Annotated in this window: 19 protein-coding genes; 9 read left to right on the top strand and 10 right to left on the bottom strand. The window is 63.9% G+C overall.

Annotated features, from left to right (window positions below):
- Window positions 1–119: 119 nt before the first annotated feature.
- Complete coding sequence (locus J3A71_RS27075; protein WP_016484572.1) at window positions 120–638, bottom strand: ACT domain-containing protein; 519 nt, start codon at window positions 636–638, stop codon at window positions 120–122.
- Between the two features lie 449 nt (window positions 639–1,087).
- Here J3A71_RS27075 and J3A71_RS27080 point away from each other — a divergent pair, with 449 nt between their 5' ends.
- Window positions 1,088–3,265, top strand: a complete 2,178-nt coding sequence (locus J3A71_RS27080) for a malate synthase G (RefSeq protein ID WP_096425482.1) — start codon at window positions 1,088–1,090, stop codon at window positions 3,263–3,265.
- A gap of 120 nt (window positions 3,266–3,385) precedes the next feature.
- On the opposite strand, the gene J3A71_RS27085 is transcribed toward J3A71_RS27080, so the two are convergent.
- Entirely contained in the window at window positions 3,386–3,925 is a 540-nt protein-coding gene (locus tag J3A71_RS27085) for a response regulator (protein WP_060517998.1), read from the bottom strand.
- 116 nt (window positions 3,926–4,041) lie between these two features.
- On the opposite strand from J3A71_RS27085, the gene J3A71_RS27090 reads away from it, so the two are divergent.
- The 8 genes from J3A71_RS27090 (at window position 4,042) to J3A71_RS27125 (ending at window position 15,178) form a co-directional block, all read left to right on the top strand.
- The gene (locus tag J3A71_RS27090; protein ID WP_016484569.1) at window positions 4,042–5,979 is read left to right on the top strand and encodes a DUF294 nucleotidyltransferase-like domain-containing protein; all 1,938 of its coding nucleotides are present in this window, start codon (window positions 4,042–4,044) and stop codon (window positions 5,977–5,979) included.
- Window positions 5,976–6,686, top strand: a complete 711-nt coding sequence (locus J3A71_RS27095) for a 3'-5' exonuclease (RefSeq protein WP_016484568.1) — start codon at window positions 5,976–5,978, stop codon at window positions 6,684–6,686. The genes J3A71_RS27090 and J3A71_RS27095 overlap by 4 nt, the downstream gene beginning before the upstream one ends.
- A gap of 235 nt (window positions 6,687–6,921) precedes the next feature.
- Complete coding sequence (locus J3A71_RS27100; protein WP_016484567.1) at window positions 6,922–7,440, top strand: RNA polymerase sigma factor; 519 nt, start codon at window positions 6,922–6,924, stop codon at window positions 7,438–7,440.
- Window positions 7,437–8,393 (top strand): FecR family protein, encoded by a 957-nt coding sequence (locus J3A71_RS27105; protein ID WP_096425481.1) that lies wholly within the window; start codon window positions 7,437–7,439, stop codon window positions 8,391–8,393. The genes J3A71_RS27100 and J3A71_RS27105 overlap by 4 nt, the downstream gene beginning before the upstream one ends.
- Before the next feature lie 148 nt (window positions 8,394–8,541).
- On the top strand, window positions 8,542–10,974 hold the full coding sequence (locus J3A71_RS27110; RefSeq protein ID WP_060518002.1) for a TonB-dependent siderophore receptor: 2,433 nt from the start codon (window positions 8,542–8,544) through the stop codon (window positions 10,972–10,974).
- Window positions 10,975–11,029: 55 nt separating this feature from the next.
- Window positions 11,030–12,142 (top strand): PepSY-associated TM helix domain-containing protein, encoded by a 1,113-nt coding sequence (locus J3A71_RS27115; RefSeq protein ID WP_016484564.1) that lies wholly within the window; start codon window positions 11,030–11,032, stop codon window positions 12,140–12,142.
- Entirely contained in the window at window positions 12,139–12,324 is a 186-nt protein-coding gene (locus J3A71_RS27120) for a hypothetical protein (protein WP_016484563.1), read from the top strand. The genes J3A71_RS27115 and J3A71_RS27120 overlap by 4 nt, the downstream gene beginning before the upstream one ends.
- 67 nt (window positions 12,325–12,391) lie before the next feature.
- Window positions 12,392–15,178, top strand: a complete 2,787-nt coding sequence (locus J3A71_RS27125; protein WP_096425480.1) for a DUF6543 domain-containing protein — start codon at window positions 12,392–12,394, stop codon at window positions 15,176–15,178.
- A gap of 18 nt (window positions 15,179–15,196) precedes the next feature.
- On the opposite strand, the gene J3A71_RS27130 is transcribed toward J3A71_RS27125, so the two are convergent.
- The 8 genes from J3A71_RS27130 to glnE form a co-directional block, all read right to left on the bottom strand.
- Complete coding sequence (locus tag J3A71_RS27130) at window positions 15,197–16,639, bottom strand: lipopolysaccharide kinase InaA family protein (RefSeq protein WP_060518008.1); 1,443 nt, start codon at window positions 16,637–16,639, stop codon at window positions 15,197–15,199.
- Window positions 16,639–17,391 (bottom strand): lipopolysaccharide kinase InaA family protein, encoded by a 753-nt coding sequence (locus tag J3A71_RS27135; RefSeq protein ID WP_096425479.1) that lies wholly within the window; start codon window positions 17,389–17,391, stop codon window positions 16,639–16,641. Before J3A71_RS27135 ends, J3A71_RS27130 begins: the two co-directional genes overlap by 1 nt.
- Window positions 17,388–18,122, bottom strand: a complete 735-nt coding sequence (locus J3A71_RS27140) for a lipopolysaccharide kinase InaA family protein (RefSeq protein ID WP_016484559.1) — start codon at window positions 18,120–18,122, stop codon at window positions 17,388–17,390. The genes J3A71_RS27135 and J3A71_RS27140 overlap by 4 nt, the downstream gene beginning before the upstream one ends.
- Entirely contained in the window at window positions 18,122–18,928 is an 807-nt protein-coding gene (rfaP, locus tag J3A71_RS27145; protein WP_023048018.1) for a lipopolysaccharide core heptose(I) kinase RfaP, read from the bottom strand. Before rfaP ends, J3A71_RS27140 begins: the two co-directional genes overlap by 1 nt.
- A complete protein-coding gene (locus J3A71_RS27150) occupies window positions 18,925–20,049 on the bottom strand; it encodes a glycosyltransferase family 4 protein (RefSeq protein WP_016484557.1) in 1,125 nt (374 codons plus the stop codon). Before J3A71_RS27150 ends, rfaP begins: the two co-directional genes overlap by 4 nt.
- A complete protein-coding gene (waaC, locus tag J3A71_RS27155; RefSeq protein ID WP_016484556.1) occupies window positions 20,049–21,107 on the bottom strand; it encodes a lipopolysaccharide heptosyltransferase I in 1,059 nt (352 codons plus the stop codon). The genes J3A71_RS27150 and waaC overlap by 1 nt, the downstream gene beginning before the upstream one ends.
- On the bottom strand, window positions 21,108–22,157 hold the full coding sequence (waaF, locus tag J3A71_RS27160; RefSeq protein ID WP_016484555.1) for a lipopolysaccharide heptosyltransferase II: 1,050 nt from the start codon (window positions 22,155–22,157) through the stop codon (window positions 21,108–21,110).
- 226 nt (window positions 22,158–22,383) lie between these two features.
- The gene (gene glnE / locus J3A71_RS27165) at window positions 22,384–25,317 is read right to left on the bottom strand and encodes a bifunctional [glutamate--ammonia ligase]-adenylyl-L-tyrosine phosphorylase/[glutamate--ammonia-ligase] adenylyltransferase (protein WP_096425478.1); all 2,934 of its coding nucleotides are present in this window, start codon (window positions 25,315–25,317) and stop codon (window positions 22,384–22,386) included.
- Window positions 25,318–25,652 lie beyond the last annotated feature (335 nt).

Below are 25,652 nucleotides of genomic sequence, written 5' to 3' on the forward strand. Positions count from 1 at the left end.
CCGTGCAAGGCACAGGGTACCTGGGCTGGAGCGCTACACCCCCAGGTTATCCACAGGGCCTTCCCCGTGATATCGGGATAACCGCAAGGGGGCGCAAAGCGGCCCCCGGCAATGTCGGCTCAATCCTCCGCCCGCAACTTCAACTCCACCATCAAATCATCCGCCAGGCTCTCCAGCTTCTGCTGCAGTTCATCCAGCGAAAGGGTCAACGGCAGCGCCAGCAAGGCATCTGCATGAAACAGTGGTTCGCTGCTCATCGGTGCCGGCCGTACCTCAGTGGTAAACCGCTCAAGGTTCACGCCCAGATCCGCCAGCAACCGGGTAATGTCGCGCACGATCCCCGGCCGGTCATTCCCCACCAGCTCCATGGCAATCGGCTTCCAGGTGCACGACGGTTCAATACCGCTCTCGGCAATCAGCACCCGAATGTCATACCTCGCCAACCCCTGCAACGACGCCACCAGTTCAGCATAATTCTCTGCCGGCACCGCCACCCGCAAGATGCCGGCAAACTGTCCGGCCATGCGCGACATGCGGCTTTCCAGCCAGTTGCCACTGTGGTCGGCGATGCACTGGGCAATGCGTTCGACCTGGCCGGCCTTGTCAGGGGCGATAACAGTCAGTACAAGATGATCCACAAGCCCTTCCTCGTGTCGGACCGCGCCCGGCGGCAGTAAATCGGGGGATCGACTCAGTATAGGCAAGGCGCGGCAACCTGCCGCAGGGCGGCCAGCACAACGAATCGTGTACTGTTTCAAGATTTATCTGGAACAATCCACCTGTTTTTTGCGAACATACCCACTCCCAGCGTGACCATACGCGACCAACGGGTCGCATAACGGCGCTTTTAGTCTGATTTTGCCCCGCCTACTGCTTCATGTAGTATCCCGTGGCGCGGACTACAAAACGTCGTTTGGATGTCTGCCAAGGCGCCTGTGAAAATACGCACACTGCCTGCCGGCCTGTCTGGCAAGCCGCACCCAGCCGCGCCCGGTACAACCCGGGGGCACGCACTGGTGCCGTGTTTAGAGAAGCGCTACAGGCTTAATACAGAAGAGCGAAATAGCTGAGCAGAGTGAGGCAAGCAATGACTGGATACGTTCAAGTCGGTGGCCTTCAGGTCGCCAAGGTCCTGTACGACTTCGTGAACAACGAAGCCATCCCCGGGACCGGCATCGTCGCCGAGCAGTTCTGGGCGGGTGCAGAGAAGATCATCAATGACCTCGCTCCAAAGAACAAAGCCCTGCTCGCCAAGCGCGACGAGCTGCAAGCCAAGATCGACGCCTACCATCAGGCACGCAAAGGCCAGGCCCACGACGCCGTCGCCTACAAAGCATTCCTCCAGGAAATCGGCTACCTGCTGCCACAAGCCGACGATTTCCAGGCCACCACCCAGAACGTGGACGAAGAAATCGCCCACATGGCCGGTCCGCAGCTGGTTGTTCCGGTGATGAACGCCCGTTTCGCCCTGAACGCCGCCAACGCCCGCTGGGGTTCGCTGTATGACGCCCTGTACGGCACCGACGCCATCAGCGATGAAGGCGGCGCCGAAAAAGGCCAGGGTTACAACAAGGCCCGTGGCGACAAGGTCATCGCCTTCGCCCGCGCCTTCCTCGACGAAGCCGCGCCACTGGCTGCGGGCTCGCACGTCGACTCCACCGGCTACCGCGTCGAAGGCGGCAAGCTGATTGTTGCCCTCAAAGGCGGCAGCAACACCGGCCTGCGTGACGATGCCCAGCTCATCGGCTTCCACGGTGATGCTGCTGCACCGACCGCCGTGCTGCTCAAGCACAACGGCCTGCACTTCGAGATCCAGGTTGATGCCAGCACTCCGGTTGGCAGCACCGACGCCGCTGGCGTCAAAGACATCCTGATGGAGTCGGCGCTGACCACCATCATGGACTGCGAAGACTCGGTTGCCGCCGTCGACGCCGACGACAAGGTCATCGTCTACCGCAACTGGCTGGGTCTGATGAAAGGCGACCTGGCCGAAACCGTGACCAAGGGTGGTAAAACCTTCACCCGCACCATGAACCCGGACCGCGAGTACGCCGCGCCCAACGGCGGCAGCGTGACCCTGCATGGCCGTTCGCTGCTGTTCGTGCGCAACGTTGGCCACCTGATGACCAACCCGGCGATCCTCGACGCCCAAGGCAACGAGATCCCCGAAGGCATCCAGGACGGCCTGTTCACCAACCTGATCGCCCTGCACAACCTCAACGGCAACACCAGCCGCAAGAACACCCGCAGCGGCAGCGTGTACATCGTCAAGCCGAAGATGCACGGCCCGGAAGAAGTCGCCTTCGCCGCGGAAATCTTCAGTCAGGTCGAAGACCTGCTGGGCATGCCGCGCAACACCGTCAAGGTTGGCATCATGGACGAGGAGCGCCGTACCACGGTCAACCTCAAGTCCTGCATCAAGGCAGCCGCCGAGCGCGTGGCGTTCATCAACACCGGTTTCCTTGACCGCACAGGCGACGAAATCCACACCTCGATGGAAGCCGGCGCCGTGGTGCGCAAGGGCGCCATGAAAAACGAGAAGTGGATCGGCGCCTACGAGAACAACAACGTCGACGTTGGCCTGGCCACCGGCCTGCAAGGGCGTGCGCAAATCGGCAAGGGCATGTGGGCCATGCCCGATCTGATGGCCGCCATGCTCGAGCAGAAGATCGCTCACCCGCTGGCCGGTGCCAACACCGCCTGGGTACCGTCGCCGACGGCCGCTACCCTGCACGCCCTGCACTACCACAAGGTGGACGTCCAGGCGCGTCAGCGTGAACTGGCCTCGCGCACCCCGGCATCGGTGGACGACATCCTGGCCATCCCGCTGGCCGCCGACACCAACTGGTCGGACGAAGAAATCCGCAACGAGCTGGACAACAACGCCCAGGGCATCCTCGGCTACGTGGTGCGCTGGATCGACCAGGGTGTGGGTTGTTCGAAGGTGCCAGACATCAACAACGTCGGCCTCATGGAAGACCGTGCCACCCTGCGCATTTCCGCCCAGCTGCTGGCCAACTGGCTGCGCCATGGCGTGGTCAGCCAGGAGCAGGTGCTGGAAAGCCTCAAGCGCATGGCCGTGGTGGTCGACCAGCAGAACGCCAGTGACGCACTGTACCGCCCGATGGCGCCGAACTTCGACGACAACATCGCGTTCCAGGCGGCTGTAGAGCTGGTGGTGGAAGGTGGCAAACAGCCGAACGGCTATACCGAGCCGGTGCTGCACCGCCGTCGCCGCGAGTTCAAGGCGCGTAACGGGTTGTAAACCGCAAGGGGCCGCTTTGCGGCCCATTCGCGGCACAAGGCCGCTCCTACAGGGGAACGCATAACCCTTGTAGGAGCGGCCTTGTGCCGCGAATGGGCTGCAAAGCAGCCCCTTTCTGCATCACTCTATTTTCAGTTCTTTCTTCACCAGTTCCAGCAGCTTGCCCAGGTCGACCGGCTTGAGCAGGAAATCCACCACCCCCAGGTGCATCACGTCCACCGCCTCTTTCACATCGGTGTCGCCCGACACCACGATGATCGACAACGCTGCGCGCTCCGACTCGCGAATCTGCCGGATCAGGTCCAGACCGTCCTCTGGCTGCATGCGCAAATCGGTGATCATCAAAGCAATCCGTTGCTGGTAATGCAGGTACAACCTGGCTTCTTCTGCCCCGTCCGCCCCCACCGCATCGATGCCCCGGCTTTTCAGGTACACGATCAGCGCCTCGCGGTTAACCGCGTTGTCATCCACCACCAGCACCAACGGCCTGGGTGCCACAGGTGCACTCACCACGGCCAATGCCTCACGCTCGGCGTCGCTCAAGATGTCGGTGTGCTCAGGCATGCTCATCTCGTCAAAAAAATTCCGCTTCAGCCTTAGGACCACATTACTCGCGTAACCCGTTTCGCCTTTCGTCGGGTCTTTGACAGGGGCCTTCATAGACTTACGTCCAATGGGCACCACCCCGCCGCAAGCCGACCATGGAGGCAGAAAACAACAGGGCCGGCACCTATATATAGATATATATAGTTCGGCATAGCGATACGGTCAGTTTCATGAGCAAAAAGGACGCCTACAGCCAGGCGGGCAGGACAGCAGTACTGCAGAACATTCAGGGCACCCTGCAGTTCCTGCAGCGCTTTCCGCCGTTCAACCAGATGGAGCACAGCCACCTGGCCTACCTGGTCGAGCAGTGCCAGCTGCGCTTCTATGCCTGCGGCGAGAGCATCGTCAAGCCTGCCGACGGGCCGATCGAGCACTTCTACATCGTCAAGCAGGGCCGCGTGGTTGGCGAGCGCCAGCACCTGGTCAAGCCTGGCGTGGAAACCACCTTCGAAATCACCAGTGGCGAGTGCTTCCCGCTGGCGGCCCTGCTGGGCGAGCGGGCCACCCGCACCGAGCACCTGGCCGGTGAAGATACCTTCTGCCTGCAGTTGAACAAGGCCGCGTTCATCCGCGTGTTCTCGATGTCTGAAGTGTTTCGGGATTTTGCCCTGCGCGGAGTCAGCAGCCTGCTCGACCAGGTCAACCAGCAGGTGCGACAGCGTGCCGTGGAAACCCTCGGCACCCAGTACTCGCTGAACACGCCATTGGGTGAACTGGCCATGCGTCATCCGGTGGTGTGCAGTGGCGACATGTCTTTGCGCGAAGCCGTGCGGCTGATGCACGAGCAGCAGGTCGGCAGCATCGTGGTGGTCGACCCGCAGCGCTACCCCACCGGCATTTTCACCCTGCGCGACCTGCGCCAGGTGGTGGCCTCGGCGGATGCCGACCTGGGCGCCCCCATCGAGCGGCACATGACAGTCAAACCCTTCTACCTCAGCCCTCAGGCCAGCGCTTTCGACGCGGCCATGGCCATGACCGAGCGGCATATCGCCCATGTGTGCCTGGTGGAAAACCGGCGCCTGTGCGGTGTGGTTTCCGAGCGTGACCTGTTCTCGCTGCAACGGGTCGACCTGGTGCACCTGGCGCGCACCATCCGCCATGCGCCGCGGCTGGACACCCTGGTCTCGCTGCGTGGGGAAATCAGCCAACTGGTCGAGCGCATGCTCGCCCACGGCGCATCGTCCACGCAGATCACCCAGATAATCACCCTGCTGAACGACCACACCGTGTGCCGGGTGATCGAGCTGGCGCTGGCCGAGCGCGGCGACCCGGGCGTGCCGTTCAGCTGGTTGTGCTTTGGCAGCGAAGGGCGCCGCGAGCAGACCCTGCACACCGACCAGGACAACGGCATCCTCTTCGAAGCGCTAGACCGTACCGAGGCCGACGCCATCCGTGCCCGCCTGCTGCCGCTCGCGCAATACATCAACCAGTGCCTGGCCCAGTGCGGCTTTACCCTGTGCAAGGGCAACGTCATGGCGGGCAACCCTGACTTGTGCCTGTCGCGCAGCGAGTGGGCACGGCGCTTTGCCGGCTTTGTGCGCGACGCCAGCCCGGAGAACCTGCTGGGTTCGAGCATCTACTTCGACCTGCGGGTGGTGTGGGGCGATGAGCAAGGTTGCGAGCAACTGCGCCAGGGCCTGCTGGAGCAGGTGGCCGACAACCGCATCTTCCAGCGCATGCTGGCCGACAATGCCCTGCGCCAGCGCCCACCGGTGGGCCGCCTGCGCGAATTCGTGCTGACCCGCCAGGGCAACGACAAGGCCGCCACCCTCGACCTCAAGGTCCAGGGGCTGACACCCTTCGTCGACGGCGCCCGTCTACTGGCGTTGGCCAATGGCGTCGGTGCTTGCAATACCCTGGAACGGCTGCGCCAGCTGGTAGCCAAGGGCGTGATCGAGCCACTGGACGGCGCGGCCTATGAAGAGGCTTACCATTTCATTCAGCAAACCCGCATGCAGCAGCACCAACGCCAGGCGCGCGACAACCTGCCCTACTCCAACCGGCTCGACCCGGACAGCCTCAACCACCTGGACCGGCGCATCCTGCGCGAGTCCCTGCGCCAGGCCCAGCGCCTGCAAAGCAGCCTGGCCTTGCGGTACCAGTTATGAGCCTGTTCGCGTGGCTGCGCCCCAGCGCGCCCGAGCTGGACCACAGCACACGCCAGCGCCTGGCCCGGTTACCCAAGCCCACGCCGCTGGGGGTGTGTACCCTGCGCGAACAGCGCTGGGTAGTGCTGGACCTGGAAACCAGCGGGCTCAACCCCAACCGGGACCAGGTGCTGTCGATTGGAGCAGTGGCCATCGAAGATGGCGCCATCGATTTTGCCCAGCAGTTCGAACGTACCCTGCACCGGCCTTTGCAGAAGACCAACGCCAGCGTGCTGATCCACGGCCTGGGCCCGAGCGCCCTGGCCGCCGGTTGCGACCCGGCCGAGGCCTTGCTCGATTTGCTCGACTTCATTGGCGACAGCCCGGTGTTGGCGTTTCATGCGCCATTCGACCAGCGCATGCTGGCCCGTGCGCTGAAAGAGAGCCTTGGGTATCGCTTGCAGTCACCGTTCCTCGACGTTGCCGAACTGGCGCCGATGCTCAACCCCGACACAGTGTTGCGCGAGGCCGGGCTGGATGACTGGGTGGCGCGGTTTGGTTTGCAGGTGGAGGAACGCCACCATGCCAGTGCCGATGCCCAGGTGACCGCAGAGCTGGCGCTGATCCTGTTCAGCCAGGCCCGGCGCCAGCAGCTGGACAGCCCGTTGCAGCTGGAGCAGCGGTTGCGTGGGTGGCGCAGGCGTAACGTGCAGAGTCACGGCCTTTAGCTTTGTATTGGCCTTGCTGGCCTCTTCGCGGGCACGCCCGCTCCCACAGGGATCTCACAGCCTTGAATACTGTGGAGTACCTGTGGGAGCGGGTTTACCCGCGAAGAGGCCGGCACAGGCAACACATCCCTAGTGGTGGCAATCCGATAAGCGTCCATTGCACCCACCCCCTCCCCTCTGCAACAATCGCGAATAATTATCGTTAGTTAATGCATTCGTTCCGGGGGGACGCTGCTTGTCTTCTGCACAGAGCCCACACGCCGATCTGGTCGGTGCGCTGTACCGCGACCACCGCGGCTGGCTGCTCGCCTGGCTGCAACGCAGCATGGCCTGTCGCCAACGTGCCGAAGACCTGAGCCAGGACACCTTCGTGCGCCTGCTCGGCCGAGACCAGCTGGATACCCCCCGCGAACCCCGCGCCTTTCTGGCCGCCGTGGCCAAGGGGCTGATGTTCGACCATTTCCGCCGCGCCGCACTGGAACAGGCCTACCTCGCCGAGCTGGCACTGATCCCGGAAGCCGAACACCCCTCACCGGAAGCGCTGCACCTTATCCTTGAAGACCTCAAAGCCATCGACCGCCTGCTCGGCAAGCTGTCGAGCAAGGCCCGCGCAGCGTTCCTGCACAACCGCCTGGACGGCATGGGCCATGCCGAAATCGCAGAGCGCCTGGGCGTTTCAGTATCACGGGTGCGCCAGTACATCGCCCAAGGCATGCGCCAGTGCTATGTGGCCCTGTACGGGGAGCCGACGTGAGCAATGCACCGGTTTCGTCCCAGGTCCTGGAAGACGCCATCGCCTGGAAACTCAGCCTCGGCGACGCCAGCGGCACGCCGGATGAGCGCAACGCGTTCATGCGCTGGCATGCCGCCAGCGAAGAACACGCACGTGCCTGGCGTCAGCTCGGGGCCATGGACCAACGCGTCAGCGCTGCGGCCGGCCCGGCACGCCAGGCTTTGCTGCAATCGCGCGCCGGCCTGCGTCGACGCATCGGTAAAGTTGGCAGCGGGCTGGCCAGCATGGTCCTGCTCGGTTCGTTGCTGGCCTGGGTCGGCGCACCGTCACTGGCCCCCAGCTACTGGCTGGCCGACCAGCGCACGGCCACGGGTGAGCTGCGGACCTTGCGCCTGGAGGACGGCACACTGCTGAGCCTGAACACCCACACCGCGGTAGACATCGACTACGCAGGCGAGCAGCGGGTCATCGTGCTGCATCAGGGCGAAATCTCGGTCGAAACCGGCCACCAAGACCCCCGCCCGCTGCTGGTACGCACCGACGACGGTCGCCTGCGTCCCCTTGGCACGCGTTTCCTGGTGCGCCGCGAAGCCGGCGGTACACGCCTGGAAGTGCTGCAAGCCTCGGTCGCCGCCATGCCGCATAACAGCGGCGATGAACAAGTGCTGCGTGAAGGCCAGCAAGTGCTGATGAACGCCAACGGCCTCGGCCAGGTCGGCGCAGTACCGGTCGGGGCCGATGCCTGGACCCGTGGCATGCTGGTGGTGAACAACGTGCGCCTGGGCGAACTGCTGGCCGCGCTGGGCAAATACCGCAGCGGCTACCTCGGGGTAGACGAGCAAGTCGCAGACCTGCGCGTGACTGGCAGCTTCCCGCTGACCAACACCAACCTGGCGCTGGAGTCGCTGGTGCCGGCCTTGCCGGTAAAGATCGAGCGGCATACCCAGTGGTGGGTGAACGTCGTTCCCAAGTAAACCTTCACTGCCCTGTTCGCGGGCTTGCACGCGAACAGGCCAGTACACACTCCAAATAATTCTCAATATTTTTCAGATTCGCCCTGTCACTTTTCAGATCTCGCTCGGCAAGGAAGCAGCAAGCACTTACCCGTCGAGGAACCGCCGCATGTCCCGTGCCGTTGATCGTATCCTGCGCCCCAGCCTCATGGCCCTGGCCATCGGCTTGGCTGCCCCGCTGTCCAGCCCTGCCTTGTTCGCCGCCGAGCCATCCACTGCGCGCGCCTACAACCTGCCCAGCGCGCCGCTAGCCACCACCCTCAACCAGATCGCCAGCCAGGCGGGCATCGCCTTGGCCATCGACCCGGCACTGGTCAGCGGCCGCACTTCGGCCGCGGTGAGCGGCCAGTACGACGGCCTTGGCGCCCTGCAAGCCGCCCTGCGCGGTACCGGCCTGCAGCTGCAACAGAGCACCGTGGGCAGCTACAGCCTGGTGGCGGTGCCGGATGGCAGCCTGGCGCTACCAGAAACCACCGTGGACGCCGCCAGCGTTTCTGAAAGTGCCTGGGGGCCGGTAGAGGGTTACCTGGCCAAACGCACCGCCGCTGGCACCAAAACCGACACCGCACTGGTGGAAGCCCCCCGCTCCATCTCCATTGCCACCCGCGAGCAGATGAAAGACCGTGGCGTGCACAGCCTGGATGACGCCGTGCGCTACATGCCGGGCATCGTGTCGGCCAGTTTCGGTAGCGACACGCGGTATGACTGGATGCGCGTGCGCGGCTTCGAGCCCACCCAGTTCCTCGATGGCCTGCCGCTGCCACGCGGCGTGTACGCCAACCCCAAAGCCGAAACCTGGAACCTCGACCGCCTCGCCCTGCTGCGTGGCCCGGCCTCCTCGATCTATGGCCAAACCCCGCCCGGCGGCCTGCTCGACATGGTCAGCCGCCGCCCGCAGGCCGAAAGCGCCCATGAGATCGAGCTGCAATATGGCAGCGACAACCATCGTCAGATCAACTTCGCCAGCACTGGCAAGATCGACGACGACGGCCGCTTTCTGTACGGCGTCAGCGGCGTGATCCGTGACAGCGGCACACAAATCGACCATATCGACAACAAGCGCTACAACATCGCGCCAAGCCTGACCTGGAACATCGACGAAGACACGACGTTGACCTTGTTGACCCAGTTCACCCGCGACGATACCGGCGCCACCAGCCAGTTCCGGCCCATCCAGGGCACCAAGATCGACATGCCGTTCGGCAAGATCTCGCACCACAAGAACCTGGGTGACCCGGATTACGAGTTCTACGACCGCACTTACTACGCGCTGGGCTACGCCTTCGAACACCGCATCAACGACGTATGGCAGTTCCGCCAGAACCTGCGCTATACCAAGTCGGACCTGTCGTTCCAGACCATCACCCCTGGCAGTTACTATTCGCCGGGCGGCCCGGTGCAAGACGACGGCACAGTCAGCCGCATGTCGACCAATACCGATGAAGACATCAGCCAGTTCGCGGTGGACAACAACTTCCAGGCTGACTTCGCCACCGGTGACATTACTCACACCCTGCTGATCGGCCTGGACCACCAGCGCGTCAATACCAACTACCTGTCGATCTTCGGCTTCAACGTGCCGGACAGCAACGTCAACAACCCGGTCTACGGGCTGCCGATCACCCGCCCGGATCGCTCGACCGCGTTTTATGACTACAACCAGAAAACCCGTCAGACCGGCCTGTATGTGCAGGACCAGATGGCACTCGGCAACTGGCGCCTGACGCTGGGCGGTCGCGAGGACTGGGTGCATACCGGCACCAAGTTCTTCAACCAGGACGATGCCACCAGTACCCAGCGGGACAAGAAGTTCAGCGGCAACGCAGCCATCAGCTATGTGTTCGACTCGGGCTTCGTGCCGTACCTGTCGTATGCCGAGTCGTTCCAGCCCTCCAGCAATGCCAGTGTGTCGGCAACGAACCCGCTCAAACCCACCGAAGGCAAACAGTGGGAGCTGGGCGTGAAGTACCAGCCGCCAGGCTCCAACACCCTGCTGTCGGCAGCCGTGTATGACCTGACCCAGAAAAACGTCGCGGTCACCGACACCGTTGGTGGGGTGACCATCACCAGCCAGACCGGCGAAGTGAAAGTCCGCGGCCTTGAGCTGGAAGCGGTTTCCGATGTGACCGAAAACCTGAAGGTGATTGCCGCCTACACCCTGGCCAAGTCCGAGGTGCAGGACGGCGATTTCAAAGGCAACCGCCTGCAGCTGATGCCGAACCAGCAGGCGTCCATCTGGGGCGACTACACCTGGCACTCGGGCGTGCTCGACGGCTTCGGCATCGGCCTGGGCGCGCGTTACACCGGCAACACCTACGGTGACCAGGCCAATACCTACCTGGGCAAAGCCAAGGCCTACACCGTATTCGACGCGTCGGTGCATTACGACCTGGGTCGCCTGAACAGCAGCCTGCAAGGCGCCTCGGTGGCGGTCAATGCCACCAACCTGCTGAACAAGGATTACCTCTCTACTTGCGACGGGTACTACTGCTACTACGGCGATGAGCGCAGCGTTGTCGCCAGCGCCACTTACAAGTTCTGAATGAGCGGGGGCCGCCTTGCGGCCCCAGGTTCCAACAGACAAAATCGGTACCGTGATGAAAAGCCCCACCATCCGCCGCTGGTCCGTGGTCCACACCTGGAGCAGCCTGGTCTGTACCCTGTTCCTGCTACTGCTGGCACTCACCGGCCTGCCGCTGATCTTCCACCACGAACTCGAACACCTGCTCGGCGACGCCCCCGAGCTGCGCGAAATGCCAGCAGGCACCCCGCACCTCGACCTGCAGCAGCTTGTAGTGAAAGCCGAACAGCATCGCCCCGGCGAGGTCATGCAGTACTTCGGCTACGACGAAGACGAACCCAACGGCGTGGTCGCCATCACCGCCGCCACTGCGGGCACCGACCCCAACCTGTCGCACACCTTCATGCTCGACGCCCGTACCGGCGAGGCAGTGGCCATGCCGGCCGCCAATGGCGGTTTCATGATGGTCATGCTGCGCCTGCACGTGGACATGTTCGCCGGCCTGCCCGGCAAGCTGCTGCTGGCCTTCATGGGCATACTGTTCATCGTCGCGATCGTCTCCGGCACCGTGCTGTATGCGCCGTTCATGCGCCGCCTGGCGTTCGGCACCGTGCGCCACGAAAAATCCCGCCGCCTGCGCTGGCTCGACCTGCACAACCTGCTCGGCGTGGTTACGCTGGCGTGGGCGTTGACAGTGGGCGTGACCGGTGTGATCAGTGCCCTGTCCGACCTGGTCATCGCCGCCTGGCGCAACGACAGCCTGGCAACCATGGTCGCACCGTATCGCAATGCCCCGCCGCTCACCGACCGCGCGCCAGCCACACGCCTGCTGCAGATTGCCGAACAGGCCGCCCCTGGCATGCGCCCGGACTTCATTGCCTTCCCCGGCACGCGCTTTTCCAGCGAGCACCACTACGCGGTGTTCATGAACGGCTCCACCCATCTGACCTCGCACCTGTTCACGCCGGTGCTGATCGACGCCCGTACCCTGGCAGTGACTGCCGTAGGCGATCGCCCTTGGTACATGGACGCCATGGGCCTGTCGCAGCCGCTGCATTTTGGCGACTACGGCGGGCGGCCGATGCAGATACTGTGGGCGGTCCTGGATGTGCTCACCCTCATCGTGCTCGGCAGCGGCCTCTACTTGTGGTGGGGCAAGCAGCGCAAACCCAGGGAGGCGCGGACATGAGCCACCAGTCGCAATCCACTGTGCGCCTTTTCGCCTGGCCAGCGTTGATTGCCCTGCTGGGCTTCGTGGGCCTGTTCGCCGCGCTGCTGGGCGACGGTGGTTGGGACGTGCTGGCCTGGGCCGGCCTGGGCCTTCCAGCCCTGCTGAGCGTGCGCGGGCTGTTCTGGCGTCGGCGGCGCTAGCCCGCTACCACCACGCAGTTGCGGGTATTGCCAAGCATGGGGTTTTCCTCAACCAAGGATCAGCCCCATGCGCCCCCTCGAACACCTGGAACAGATCGACCGACACATCGGTGACCTGCTCGACGGCCTCCCCACCATCGCCCTCAACCAACCCATCACCTCCGGCACGCGCACCTGGCTACACGGCGAGCTGGCCAGTTTCTGGGCCACAGCCGATGAACAGGGCAACACGCCCAGGCAGCAATTGCTGATACTGCGCAAGGCGCTGATGCTGGCCGAAATCGAATTGCGCGTGGCCGACCAGACCTTGAGCAACGGGCAAGCCGAACTCTTGCGCACCTGCCTGGAGAAGCCATTGCCCTCACAACGCAGGCACTTGCCTCTGGCCGAACGGCCACAGGTGTACCGCGTACTGCTGGAAGACCGGCGGCCCAACTGGCGCAGCTACCTCCCAGGCACTCTGGTCATCGTTGCCAGTACCGTCGAGGGCCACATGCTCACGGCAGAAGACGCCGCAGGCAGCGCCTTGCTGTGCAGCCTGTCACAGGGTATCGAAGCATTCGATTCCCTTGCCGCACTGCACAAAGAGCTCTGCGAACGCCTGGAGGATCCGCTCCAGAGCCGGCCACTGCTGCACCTGTACCTTGAGGAACAGGCAGACCGCGCGCGCCGGTCGCATCGCCTGCGCTATGACTGGTATGCCGACAGCCTGCTGGAGGCTCAGGTCGACAGTGTGATCGAAGCCCAGCGCCAGCGGTTGAGTGATCCCGGGTTATGGAGCGTCGACATAACCGACCAGCACGCCCGGCTGAACAGGGCCATGGCGCTTCGGCACGAAGTCGGCGCCAAACCCATCCTGCAGACGCGCTATTCGCAACTGCTTGAAAAGAACCTGCCGAACTGGCTGCGCAATACCTCCGCGCAAGGCCTGAGCCATATCATGCAGACCATGCAGGAGCTGGTGGCAACTGCCGAGCGGGCTGCAGCCCCCGGCGTGCTTAGCCTCAACGACTTCAAGCAACGCAACAGCCTGCTGAGCTGGGCCAATGCACGCCTGCGCGAGCGCCTGAGCTACGACCTGGGGTACGACGCGGATCCGGGCGAGATTCAGGTGAGTATCGTCCGCGCCCGCCGTACCGGCGCTGTCATGCATCCCTTCGCCACCTCCTCCTACGTCACTTACGCCGGCATGCAGCGCGTGGGCGATGAGATGGTGGAAATGGTCGAGGAAAGCAACACGCTCGAACAGCTGGCGCTGAAGAACCTGCCATGGTTCGACACCGACTACTGGCTTACCGCGCGCATGGTCCATGCCCGAGGGTGTGCCATACCACCTGGCCTAACGGCGGAGTATGTGAAAAACATGATCCGGGAACTGAACGTGGGCGACAGCTACGCAATGTACCTGCATACCCAACTTATCGGTTCCAGAACCGGCAAGTGGCGCCAGGCCGCACACAGCCGGGTAAACCTGGCGCGCATGCGTGCAGAAGCAGTCAAGGCACGCTACGCCGGGCACTTCGGCGAAGACCCTTTCGAGCACGGTTACAACTGGGTGTGCGCCGTGCTGGATCAACCGCACAATACCTTGCGCGCCCCGGTGGCGGGCTACCCGGTCACGGTTCGACAATTGAACATCATGGGCCACACCCTGCAGGGTGTGCTGCTGCTCAACAGTACCCCCTACAAGTCCCAGGCATGCGTGTTGTATACGCCGGATGCCCCGGACCGCAGGGCATGGCGCCGTTTTCGCACCACCCGCGAACTGCTTCGTACTGTGCGCCAGCAGCCCGGGCTGAAGGCGTACATTGCACAGCGCCTGCCATTGCTACCCGCAGCCACGGTGCAGCGCCTTCTGGACAAGGGGCGCCTGGGCACACATGTAAAAACCCCTGCAGTGAACGATGACCTGTTTTTTGTCTATTACCGGGCCGAGGTCCAGGCGCTGATCGCCCAGGCCGATGCCGACAGCATGACGACCCAGGAAGTGAATGCGCAAACGATCATCGCGCTGAGCTGGCGCCTGGTGGACTTCATCAGCCTGCTGCTGCCCAACCAAGCCCTGTTGGCATTGTCGATCGGCCGCATGGCCATCGACATCTGGGACGGCGTGCAGGCCTTCAAGCAGGAGGATGTGGAAGGGGTGATGCGCCACGCCTACAACGCCTTCAGCCACCTCAATGATGCAGCGATCAGTTATGTAGGCTCTGGCCTGCTGCGCCGTTCGCTGCGTGGCATGCCAAAGCAACCGCCATTGCCGTTGCCCGCGCGCTTCCAGGCGCAACCGGACAGCACCAACCTGCGCTATCGCATAGACGGCATCTACGGTGAAGGGGTATACGAACAGCCCACGGCCTTTGGCGGGCTGTCGCTGTACTTCGTCAAGGACAACGACAACCGCTACTACAAGGTCAGTTTCGACGGCTACCGCTGGCGGGCCATCGACCCTGACCAACCAGATGCCTACCTGCATCAGCCGCTCAAGCGCAGAGCCGACGGGCAATGGGTAATCGACTCATCGGTGCACTGGTACGACGGGCTGCCCGACCTGACGCAGCTGCTGCAGGACTGCTACCTGCAAGCGCCACTGGCGGGCACACCTTTGAACATCGAACAGGGGCTCTACCAGGCTGAAGATCAACTGTACCTGGTGCTCATGGGCGGGCAGTTACCTTTACGCCGCCACTTGCTGCCAGACCGTTACCACTTGCAGATGGCAGCCGCCAGCAGCGCTGGCGCGGCGCCGTGGGCGGTATTGCGCCACGAGAATGGCCAGTGGCTGATACGCGTTCGCCAGGCGGGGCGCAGCAGCGACTGGCTGGCATTGCCAGATCAGCCACTGCCAGCCCGCTGACTGCCCGCATCGACAGCCTTAATCGCCCAGCTTGGGCAATAACCGGTCCAGCCGCTGGTACAAGGCACTGCCACTCGGCCAGTTTCGCAACAGCCGCGCCCGATCCCGGGCGTAGGCCGGGGCGAAGCTGAGCTGGGTCGCGTGCTGGCACATGGCATCGAGGTCAATCAGCGACCACCGGCCATTGTCCCAGAACAGGTTATGGCCCTTGAAGTCGCCATGGCTGATGCGCTCGCGAATCAGCTGCTGCATCACATGCACCAGCGCATCCACCTGTTCCTCGGGCGCATCGCCATTTTCGACGTAGGGCGCAAAGCATGCCGTCAGGTCCGGGCCATCGACATACTCGGTGACCAGATAGGCACGGCTGCGCAGCCCCATGACCCGTTGCTCCAGCACCGCCAAAGGCTTGGGCGTAGCGATGTCGAGGAACTCCAGGCGGTGGCCTTCGATCCACGAATGCCAGGCACGGCTCGGGCGCCAGAAGCGCTTGAACCAGTGCGCGGTGTTCTTGATGTTGTAGCGTTTGAGCACAAGCTTGCGACCGTTCACCTCGATGCGCGCCACACTGGCGGCGCCACCGGTCTTGTACAGGTGGCCCCTGTCGATCAGTGCATCGGCCTGCTCCAGTACCGGCTGCATGGCCTCGACCTCACTGCGACGGATCGCCTGCAACCCCGAGAGTGTGCGCTGGACACTGAACAGGCTGCATTCGCGGCCCGCTTTGTCCAGGTAGTCCTTCTGGCGCCAGTTGCGCACCTTGTCCACCTGCTTTTGCAGGGCTTCCAGTGGCAACGCATGTTCGGCGTTGGCCAGCAGGTAGTGGACCAGCAGCTCTTCGATGAAAGGTTCCAGGCGCTTGGGCAGCTGGGCAAAGAATACGCCGAGGTTTTCCAGTACACGTGGGCGCGACAGCTGCTGGCCTGGCGTTTCAGCCTTGATACCGGCGCCATCGATCAGGTACAGCTTGCCGCCATGGCGCAGCAGGTTGTCCAGGTGCAGGTCTTCCTGCCAAAGGCCCTGAGCGTGCATGTGCGCGACAGCCGTGAGCGCTTCGCCCAGCACCAGGTGTTGTTCGTCGGCCAGCACCGGCAGGCTTTCCACCGCCGCCCAGGCATCGGCCAGGCTCTCAGCGCCGTCGAGGAATTCGAAGAGCAGCCAGCCGCCCTCGCCTTCCTTGAGGCCGTCGGCCAGCAGCTTCGGTGTGGTCAGGCCATGTTCGGCCAGCAATTTCACACCTTGCAGTTCGCGCTGGAAATGCCGGGCGGCGTTGCCGCCCACCAGCAGCTTGGCCAGCACCGGGATACCGCGCCACACACCAGCGCCCACATAGCGCTGCCCGGGCAGGACGCGCAGCAGGCTGAGCAGTTGCAGTTCGGCGCTGCCGGCGGCGTCCGCCAGGGTGATGCTCAGGGGCAACGACGGGCTGCGCCCGGCGTCCTTCAGTTCAGACAAACGCATCAGCGGGCCTCTTTTTCACGACGCCGTTGCGTCAGGCGTTGCAGCCAGGTATCGACCAGCGTGCTGTCAGCCGGCTGCGCCAGGTAAGTCGCCAGCATCGTGCGCACATCAGCCTCGCTCCAGGCGCGGGCGCGACGCAGCAGCGGCTCCAGGTCCTTGAGGCGGTCACGCATGCCAAACAGCAATGGCCGGGTCTTCTCCAGGTCGATCAGTTGTGCATCCCAGCCTTCTCGTCGCTGGCGCAGGAAAATGTGCTTGGGATAGAAGCAGCCATGCACCTGGCCGGCGCTGTGCAGGGTACGCGCCAGTTGGCCGCACGCCTGCAGGATGCCATTGCGTTCGGCATCGCCCAGCTGTGGCCAGTGGGCCAACAGGCTGTCGAGATCGGCCCACTCGTCCAGCGCGCGGGTCATCAGGATGGCGCGGTGCTTGCCGCCTTGCTTGCGCTCGCCATAGAACACCGCCTGCAAGGCCGGAATGTGCAGCTTCTGATAGCGGTTGATGTTGCGAAACTCGCGGGCAAAAGTGGGCTCGCCAAACGGCCGGTGCAGGGTGCGCGTCAGGTAGTCGCTCTGGCGCTTGAGGTAGTACCCCTTGCCTTCGAGTTCCAGGCGGAACACGCTGCTCCAGCCACCACGGCCGGTGTTGGGTTCATCCACCGCCTCCAGTTGCAGCGCCCACAGCGCCTCGAAGTCGTCCAGGCCATGGCGTTTGAGCAGCGCGAGGTCCGCGCTGGCCAGGTAATCGGTCATTCCCTTCCCTCGAAAAAGCCCAGCACCTGGCGAATGCGCTTTTTGTCGCGCACATTCAGCCGGTCGCGGCCACGGTATTGCAGATAGAAACGCAGGCGCTGGGTGGCCGACAGGTGGTATTTGGCCACCTTGTCCAGGCACGCCAGGTCCTTGATCATCCGGTGCCGCCACATGAAGCCGCGCCAGAAGTCGCCGGTGGGGCAATCGATGAAGAATAGCGTGCCCTGGTCGTCGACCAGCAGGTTGCGCCACTTCAGGTCATTATGGGCAAAGCGGTGCTCGTGCATGACCCGGGTGTGGCGCGCCAGCTGACGACTGAGATGGTCGACCCAGGCCCGGTCGGCCAGGCGTGTATCGTTGCGTTCGGCCAGCGCAGACAAGTCTTCGGTGTTCGGCAGCTCGCGGGTGATCATAGCCCCGCGCCCAAAGGCCAGGCCGTTGCGTTCCAGGCCCCAGGCCACCACTTCGGCAGTAGGGATACCCCACTTGGCGAACAGCTTGAGGTTCTGCCATTCGGCTTTGATGCGCGGCCGCCCCAGGTAGCGGCGCATGTGCTTGCCAGCCCCGGTGTAGCGCTTGACGTAGTAATTGACCCCGTCACGCTCGATGCGCACCACTTCGCTGAGCGGGTCGCGGGTCAGGCGCTCGCCTTGCAGGGCAAATACCGCATCGAGGCTGCCAAAGTCCGCCGCCAGGTGTTCGTAGCCTGGCGCCAGTGTCCAACCCGCCATCAGAGCGCGTCCCCATAGCGTTGTTTGCGATCGTAGAGTTTCTGCGCCTTGCACTCCAGCCAGGCGAGCAACCGGGCCTCGTCTTTGAGCACTTGCCGCAGCGGGCGCTGGAAGTACCCCTGCAAAAAGCGCAGCTTGTCGCGCCGGGTGAGGCCGATGTCCAGCGCTGAGAAGTACAGCGCGGCCAGGTCCTTGTCGCGCCAGCGGCGGCTGATTGTCGCCCGGGTCTGGGCGCGGTGCAGGTCAATGACCGACAGTTTGAAGTCATCCGCCGTCACCGGGCGGTCGGTGTGCAGCAGGAAATGGCAGATGTAGCAATCGCGGTGGTTGACGCCGGCACGGTGCATGCCGCCGGTCATTTTTGCCACTTCGGCGATCAGCGCACGCTTCAGACGCGGTTCGGGCGGCTGCTTGAGCCAGTCGATACTGAAGTCTTCCAGGCTGATGGTCGGCGCCAGCTCTTGGGTGATGATGAACGAGTGCTGCGTGGCCGGATTACTGCCACGCTCGCCATAGGCGACTGCGGTCATGGTCGGCACGCCCACCTCGTGCAGGCGCTGGATAGCCCGCCATTCCTGGCCGGCACCCAGCACCGGCAGCTTGGCGGTGAGCAGGTTTTTGAAGATCTCGCCCCATCCGATGCCGCGGTGGATCTTGACGAAAAAGCCCTCGCCAGCCACTTCGGTACGCAGTGTGCGCCGCCCTTCCAGCTCGCGATAGACCTCACCTTGCAGCGCCTCTACGGCATCGAAGGCATCACGCCCGGCCCACAGGCGCTTGAACGGTTCGGCCAGTATCAGCTTCATGCGGTTTTCTGCCCCAGGATCACGTCGGCAGCATGCTGCGGCATGCTGTACAGATCGGCGGTTTCAGCAAACGCCAGGCCGTTGCGCGACCAGCTGGCGCGGGCCTGCGGGTCTTCCAGCATGCGTTGCAGGTAGCCGTTGAGCTGTTCCTGTTCGAATGGCTCGTCCAGCACCAGGCCACAGTCGGCCTCGGCAATGTAATGGGCGTAGCCGCACACCTTGGACACCAGCACCGGAAGGCCAGCCACCAGCGCTTCAAGCAGCACCGTGCCGGTGTTCTCGTTGTACGCCGGGTGAATCAGCAGGTCGGCACCCAGCAGGAAACGCGGGATGTCGCTGCGGCCCTTGAGGAACTGCACCTGCTCACCCAGCCCCAGGGTGGCGCTCTGCAACTGGAACACCTTGGGGTCGTCCTGGCCGATCACCATCAGCTTCGTGCGCTTGCGCAGGGCCGATGGCAGCGCGGCCAGCGCCTTGAGGCTGCGGTCCACACCCTTGGTCTTGAAGCCCGAGCCAATCTGTACCAGCAACAGGTCGTCATCGCCCAAGTCGAATTCCTTGCGGAATTCGGCACGGATCTCGGCAGCATTGGCCGGCGCGCGGCGATCCTGGGAAATACCCGGTGGCAGCAGGTGGAAGCGCTCCACCGGGGTGCCGTAATGCTTGATGAACAGCGGCTGCTGCACCTCGGAAATCATCAGCACTTCGGTGTGGGCGTCCTTGGCGAACACCGCACGCTCGTACTCGGCAAAGTGCCGGTAGCGGCCCCAGCGGCGGTACAGCCCACCGCGCAGGGTCTGCGCCTTGTCTTCGAAGCAGCCGTCGGCGGCGTAGTACACGTCCAGCCCCGGCATCTTGTTGAAGCCGATCAGGCGGTCGACCGGGCGCTTGGCCAGGTCGGCGGCCATCCAGGCGCTGAGCTTCTCGTTGCGACGGTGGTTGAAAATGGCCTTGACCGGCGCCACCAGCACCTCGAAGCCAGGCGGAATGTCACCCTCCCAGATCAGCGTGTACACACGGATCTGGTGGCCCCGCTTCTGGCATTCCAGGGCAATGCGCATGAAATCGCGCTGCAGCCCGCCGAAGGGGAAATATTTGTAAAGCACGAAAGCCAGTTGCATCAACGGACATCCTCAGCCAGCAGCAACGCGCTCAAGCGGCCCGCCACATGCTCGGGATTCAGGCGAGTGAAGCACAGCGGCCACTCGCGTTTCAGATCGAACCGGCGCAGGTCGTCGGCGCTCGGTTTATAGGTGCACTTCTTCTGCAGGCAGGGAGCGCAAGGCCAGTCACTGGCCTGGTGAATCTGGGTCCGTCCGTAGGCACCGGTCAGGCCCGGGTTGGTCGGGCCGAACAGCGAAATGGTCGGCACATCGAGTGCCGCAGCCAGGTGGCCAAGGCCGGTATCGACCGCCACACAGGCTTTTGCCGCCGCCAATACACGGGCAACCCCGGCAAGGTTCAATTTGGGGAGCACCTGGCAGTTGTTCAAGCCCTGTGCAATGCGCTCGGCCCGCGCCTTCTCGGCGGCGTTGCCCCAAGGCAGGCGCACTTCCAGCTTGCGCCGGCCCATGCGCTCGGCCAGCTCGCGCCAGTAGGCTTCGGGCCAATGCTTGGTCGCCCAGGTGGTGCCATGCAAAAACACCACGTAAGGCGCTGCTGGCGGCAGCTGCAGGCGCTCCAGGTCCAGCCCGTAATCGCCTATGCCCTCTGGCAAGTCGTAGGCCAGGGCCATGGCAAACAGCTGGCGCACCCGCTCCACCGCGTGCTGGCCGGTGGCAACCGACAGGCGCCGGTCATAGAAGCGGCTGGCCCAGCCTTCGCGGGCCGAGTAGCGGTCCAGGCCGGCGACCGGGGCCTTCACGTAGCGGGTGAGCCAAGCCGACTTGACCAAGCCCTGGGCGTCAATCACCAGGTCGTACTTGCGCTCGCGCACACGCTGTTTGAACGCCTTCCACTCGCCACTCTTGAGGGTCTGCCAAAGGTTCTTGCGCCAGCGGCGGATGGCCACCGGTATAACCTGGTCGACCGCAGGGTGCCAGCCGGGGATTTCAGCGAAGCCTTCCTCCACCACCCAGTCGAAACGGATGCCCGGGATGGCATGGGCGGCATCGGTGAGCGCCGGCAGGGTGTGGATCACATCACCCAACGACGAAGTCTTGATGATCAGTACCCGCACTTAGTCGACCTCGGCCACGGTATCGATCAGGTCCGGCCCGCTCAGGCTGTGCAGGGCGGCGATGACTTTGCCGGGGTCCAGCAGGCGCAGGCAGTTGTAGTGGCCGAAACGGCAGGTCCGGTCGAAGCATGGGCTGCACTCGATACCGGTGCGCACCACCTCCACCTGGTCGGCCAGCGGCGGAGTAAAGCCGGGCGATGTGGAGCCGTACACCGCCACCAGCGGGCGGTTCAGTGCGGCGGCCACGTGCATCAGGCCGGAGTCGTTGGACACCACGGCATGGGCACAGGACATCAGGTCGATGGCCTCGGCCAGCGAGGTCTCACCGGCCAGGTTGGAGGATTCTTCGCGCAATCCCGGGATCAGCCGGTCACGGATCTGCTCGCCGACCGGGTGGTCGTTCTTCGAGCCGAACAGCCATACCTGCCAGCCCTGGCGGATCATCGCATCGGCCACGGCCGCGTAATGCTCGACTGGCCAACGCTTGGCCTCGCCGAACTCGGCGCCAGGGCACAGCGCCAGTACCGGGCGGTCCAGCTCCAGGCCGAACTTGGCCAGCGCAGCCTCGCGGCTTTGCGCTTCGATCTGCAGGCTGGGGCGCGGGTACGGCTGCGGCAACTCGGCCCCGGGCGCGTACGCCAAGGCCATGAAGCGTTCGATCATCAGCGGGTAGCGGGCCTTGTCCAGCTTGCGCACATCGTTCAGCAGGCCGAAGCGCATTTCGCCGCGCCAGCCGGTGCGCTTGGGGATGCCAGCGAAGAACGGCACCAATGCCGACTTCATCGAGTTGGGCAGCAGGATGGCCTGGTCGTACTGGCCGACCAGGGATTTGCCGATGCGCCTGCGCGTGGCCAGTTCCAGCGCGCCGTGGCCGAGCGGGAAGCTCAAGGCCTGACGGACTTCGGGCATACGCTCCAGGATCGGCCGGCTCCACTCGGGGGCCAGCACGTCGATCACGCAGTCGGGGTGCTGCTGTTTCAGGCACTGGAACAAGGTCTGCGCCATCACCATGTCGCCGACCCAGCTGGGGCCAATGATCAGTATTCTCATGCTTAGTCCAGAAACGCTCGGGGAGGCTACAGGCTGCGGTACAGCCTGGCCTCCCCTCTTTATATTCAGGCTATGTGGCGGACAGTGTACCACCGGTGGTGAGGCATGAGCCTTCAGGGCTGCTTTGCAGACCATTCGCGGCACAAGGCCGCTCCTACAGGAGATCGCATTCCCATGTGGGAGCGGCCTTGTGCCGCGAATGGGCCGCAAAGCGGCCCCAACAATCTCAAGTCAACCCCAGTTCACCCCAGATCCGCCGCACTTCACGGCGTTCATCGGCAAACTGCGTCGCATCGATCACCCAGGCCTGCTTCTGCAGGGCCTGGCGGTGCGAGGCCGAGCGGAACGCCTTGTACACTTCACGCAACAGCACCGCGTCACTGGCCGGCATCAGGTTCGCCTGCTCCAGCTCTTCCAGAATGCGGATGTTATCGGTCCATCGGAGTATGGCCGGGTGGTCATGAGACCAGGCCAAAGCGGCGTATTGCACCATAAATTCGATATCGACGATACCGCCGGCATCCTGCTTGATATCGAAGGGCACACCGGCCTCGAAGGCGTTGGCCGCAGTACCGGCAGCCGTGGCCTTGGTACCGAGGTTGCCGCGCATCTTGGCGCGCATTTCACTCACTTCGGTGCGCAGTTTTTCCAGGTCGCGCGCCTGGCCCAGTACCTTGGCGCGCACGCCTTCGAACGCCGTGCCCACCTGCTTGCAACCCACCAGCACGCGGGCCCGCACCAGGGCCTGGTGCTCCCAGGTCCAGGCTTCGTTCTGCTGATAGCGCTCGAAGGCGCCCAGCGAACTGACCAGCAGGCCGGCAGCACCGGACGGGCGCAGGCGCATGTCCACATCGTACAGCTGGCCCGAGTTGGTCTGGGTGGTCAGCAGGTGAATGATGCGCTGGCCCAGGCGGGTGAAGAACTGGGCACTGTCGATGGGCTTGGTGCCGTCGGTTTCCGCCTGCGGGTCGCCGTCGTGGATGAACACCAGGTCCAGGTCCGAGCCGTGGCCCAGCTCCAGGCCGCCGACCTTGCCGTAACCAATGATGATGAACCCTGGGTCGCACAGGCTGCCGTCGCTGCGCTTGGGCTGGCCGTGGCGGGCCATGGTCTGGCGCCAGGCCAGGGCGAGCACCTGGTCGAGGATGGCCTCGGCCAGCCAGGTCAGGTAGTCGCTGACTTTCATCAACGGCAGGTTGCCGCTTATTTCCGAAGCAGCCACACGCAGGCTGTGCGCCAGCTTGAAGTGGCGCAGCGCTTCCATCTGCTGCTCCAGGTCGTCCTCGGGGATGCGCGTCAGGCGTTCGCGCAACTCGCTGGCCAGCTCCGGGGCCAGTGGCGGGCTGAACAAGCGGCCTTCATTGAGCAGCTCGTCGAGCAACAGCGGGTACAGCGCAATTTGCTCGGCAATCCACGGGCTGGCAGCGCACAACGTCAGCAGACGGCGCAAAGCGCCGGGGTTTTCGGTCAGCAGTACCAGGTAGGCAGACCGCCGCGCCACCGCCTCGACCAGCGGCAACACACGCTCAAGCACCAGGTCAGGATTGTCATGCTCCACCGCCTGGGCCAGCAGCCGTGGGATGAAGGCATCCAGGCGCTCACGGCCGATACGCTGCATCGAGCGCAGCTGCGGGCTGGAGCGCAGGCCGGCCAGACGCCGCAGGGCTTCGACGGGCTGCTTGAACCCGGCCTCTTCCAACTGCCGGCCAGCGGCTTCCTCGTCCTGCGCCTGCTCCCATAGCGGCGACCATTCGCCCCCCACCACCAGTTCGCCCTCACCGTCTTCGTCATCCGGGTCGGCGATCACCTGGCGGAAGTGCCAGTCGATACGGCCACGCCAGTACATCAGCTGGTCGTGGAAGCTGTGCCAGTCGGCAAAGCCGAGCATATAAGCCACCCGCGCCTGGTCCGTTTCGCCTTCAGGCAACATTTGCGTCTGCCGGTCGGCGATGGCCTGGATGGCGTGCTCGGTATAACGCAGGAACTCATACCCCTCGCGCAGCTCGGCCACCACCGCCGGCGGCAGGTAACCCTGCCCCTCGAGGGTGGCCAGCACCTTGAGCAACGGCCGTTGCTGCAGGCTGAGGTCGCGCCCGCCGTGGATCAGCTGGAAGGCCTGGGCGATAAACTCCACTTCGCGGATGCCGCCGGCACCCAGCTTGATGTTGTCGGCCATGCCCTTGCGCCGCACCTCCTGCTGAATCAGCTGCTTCATGGTGCGCAGCGCTTCGATTGCGGAAAAATCCAGGTACCGGCGGTACACGAACGGCCGCAGCATTTCCTGCAACTGCGCGCCGGCCGCCTGGTCGCCCGCCACCACCCGTGCCTTGATCATCGCGTAGCGTTCCCAGTCACGGCCCTGGTCCTGGTAGTACTGCTCCAGGGCATTGAAGCTGAGCACCAGTGCGCCGGCCGAGCCATAGGGGCGCAGACGCATGTCGACGCGGAACACGAAGCCGTCGACGGTCACCGGGTCCAGCGCCTTGATCAGCCGCTGGCCAAGGCGGGTGAAGAACTCCTGGTTTTCCAGCGAGCGCTTTACCCCTTCGGTTTCACCGCCTTCGGGGAAACCGAAGATCAGGTCGATGTCCGACGACAGGTTCAGCTCCACCGCCCCCAGCTTGCCCATGCCCAGCACCACCATGTGCTGCGGCTGGCCGCTGCGGTTGCCGATGGGGGTGCCGAACTGCTGGCAATGGCGCGGGTACAACCATTGGTAGGCTTCGTCGATGGCGGCATCGGCAAGGTCAGACAGGTCGCGGCAGGTTTCGCCAAGCGCCGCCTGGCGGGTGATGTCGCGCCAGATGATGCGCAGCTGCTGGCGGTTGCGCGCGCGGCGCAGGTTACGTGCCAGCTCGTCGTCGCTTTGCGCAGCCTGGGCAGCCGCCGCGATTTGCCCGCGCAGTTGCCCCGGCGCATAACCCCGCTCCAGCTCGCCACTGGCCAGCAGATCGAAGAGCATGGCTGGCTCGCGCTGGGCCAGGCCCAGAACAAAGTCGCTGGCGGCAGCAACCTGATCGAATTGTTGCCGGTGCACCGTGCTCCAGGCGTTCAGGTCGAGGTCAGGGTGAGCGGCCACTGCATCGCTCAGGAATTGCTGGTTGCGAGCGACCAGTGGCTGGAGGGTGGCGGGCAGATCGGACGGCAAAGGCAGGCGCATGGTCTATCCTTGATCGGCGTGAAATAGAAGGGAAAAAGCGGCCAAGGGGAAGCCGGACCACGGTTGGACTGTCGTACAAAAGTTGGAAATAGCTGAAAAAAACGAAAACTTGGCAACAAACATCAAGAAGTACCCGTTCGCATCACAATGCCAACCACCATGAACGTTTTTCCTCACAAGCCAAGGTGCGACCAAACGTCGCAGAAATGTAGTTTTACTACTACTCATGTCGTGCAAAAGCATGAAATGCGCAAGCAAATGTAGTAAAACTACACGGCGCCGGATGACACCCCGGTATTCCAAGAATTCACGACGTCTGCCCATAAGGCCAGTCG

It is taken from the genome of Pseudomonas sp. PvP089 (assembly GCF_017875165.1).
In the GTDB taxonomy this organism is placed as follows: Bacteria; Pseudomonadota; Gammaproteobacteria; order Pseudomonadales; family Pseudomonadaceae; genus Aquipseudomonas; species Aquipseudomonas fortuita.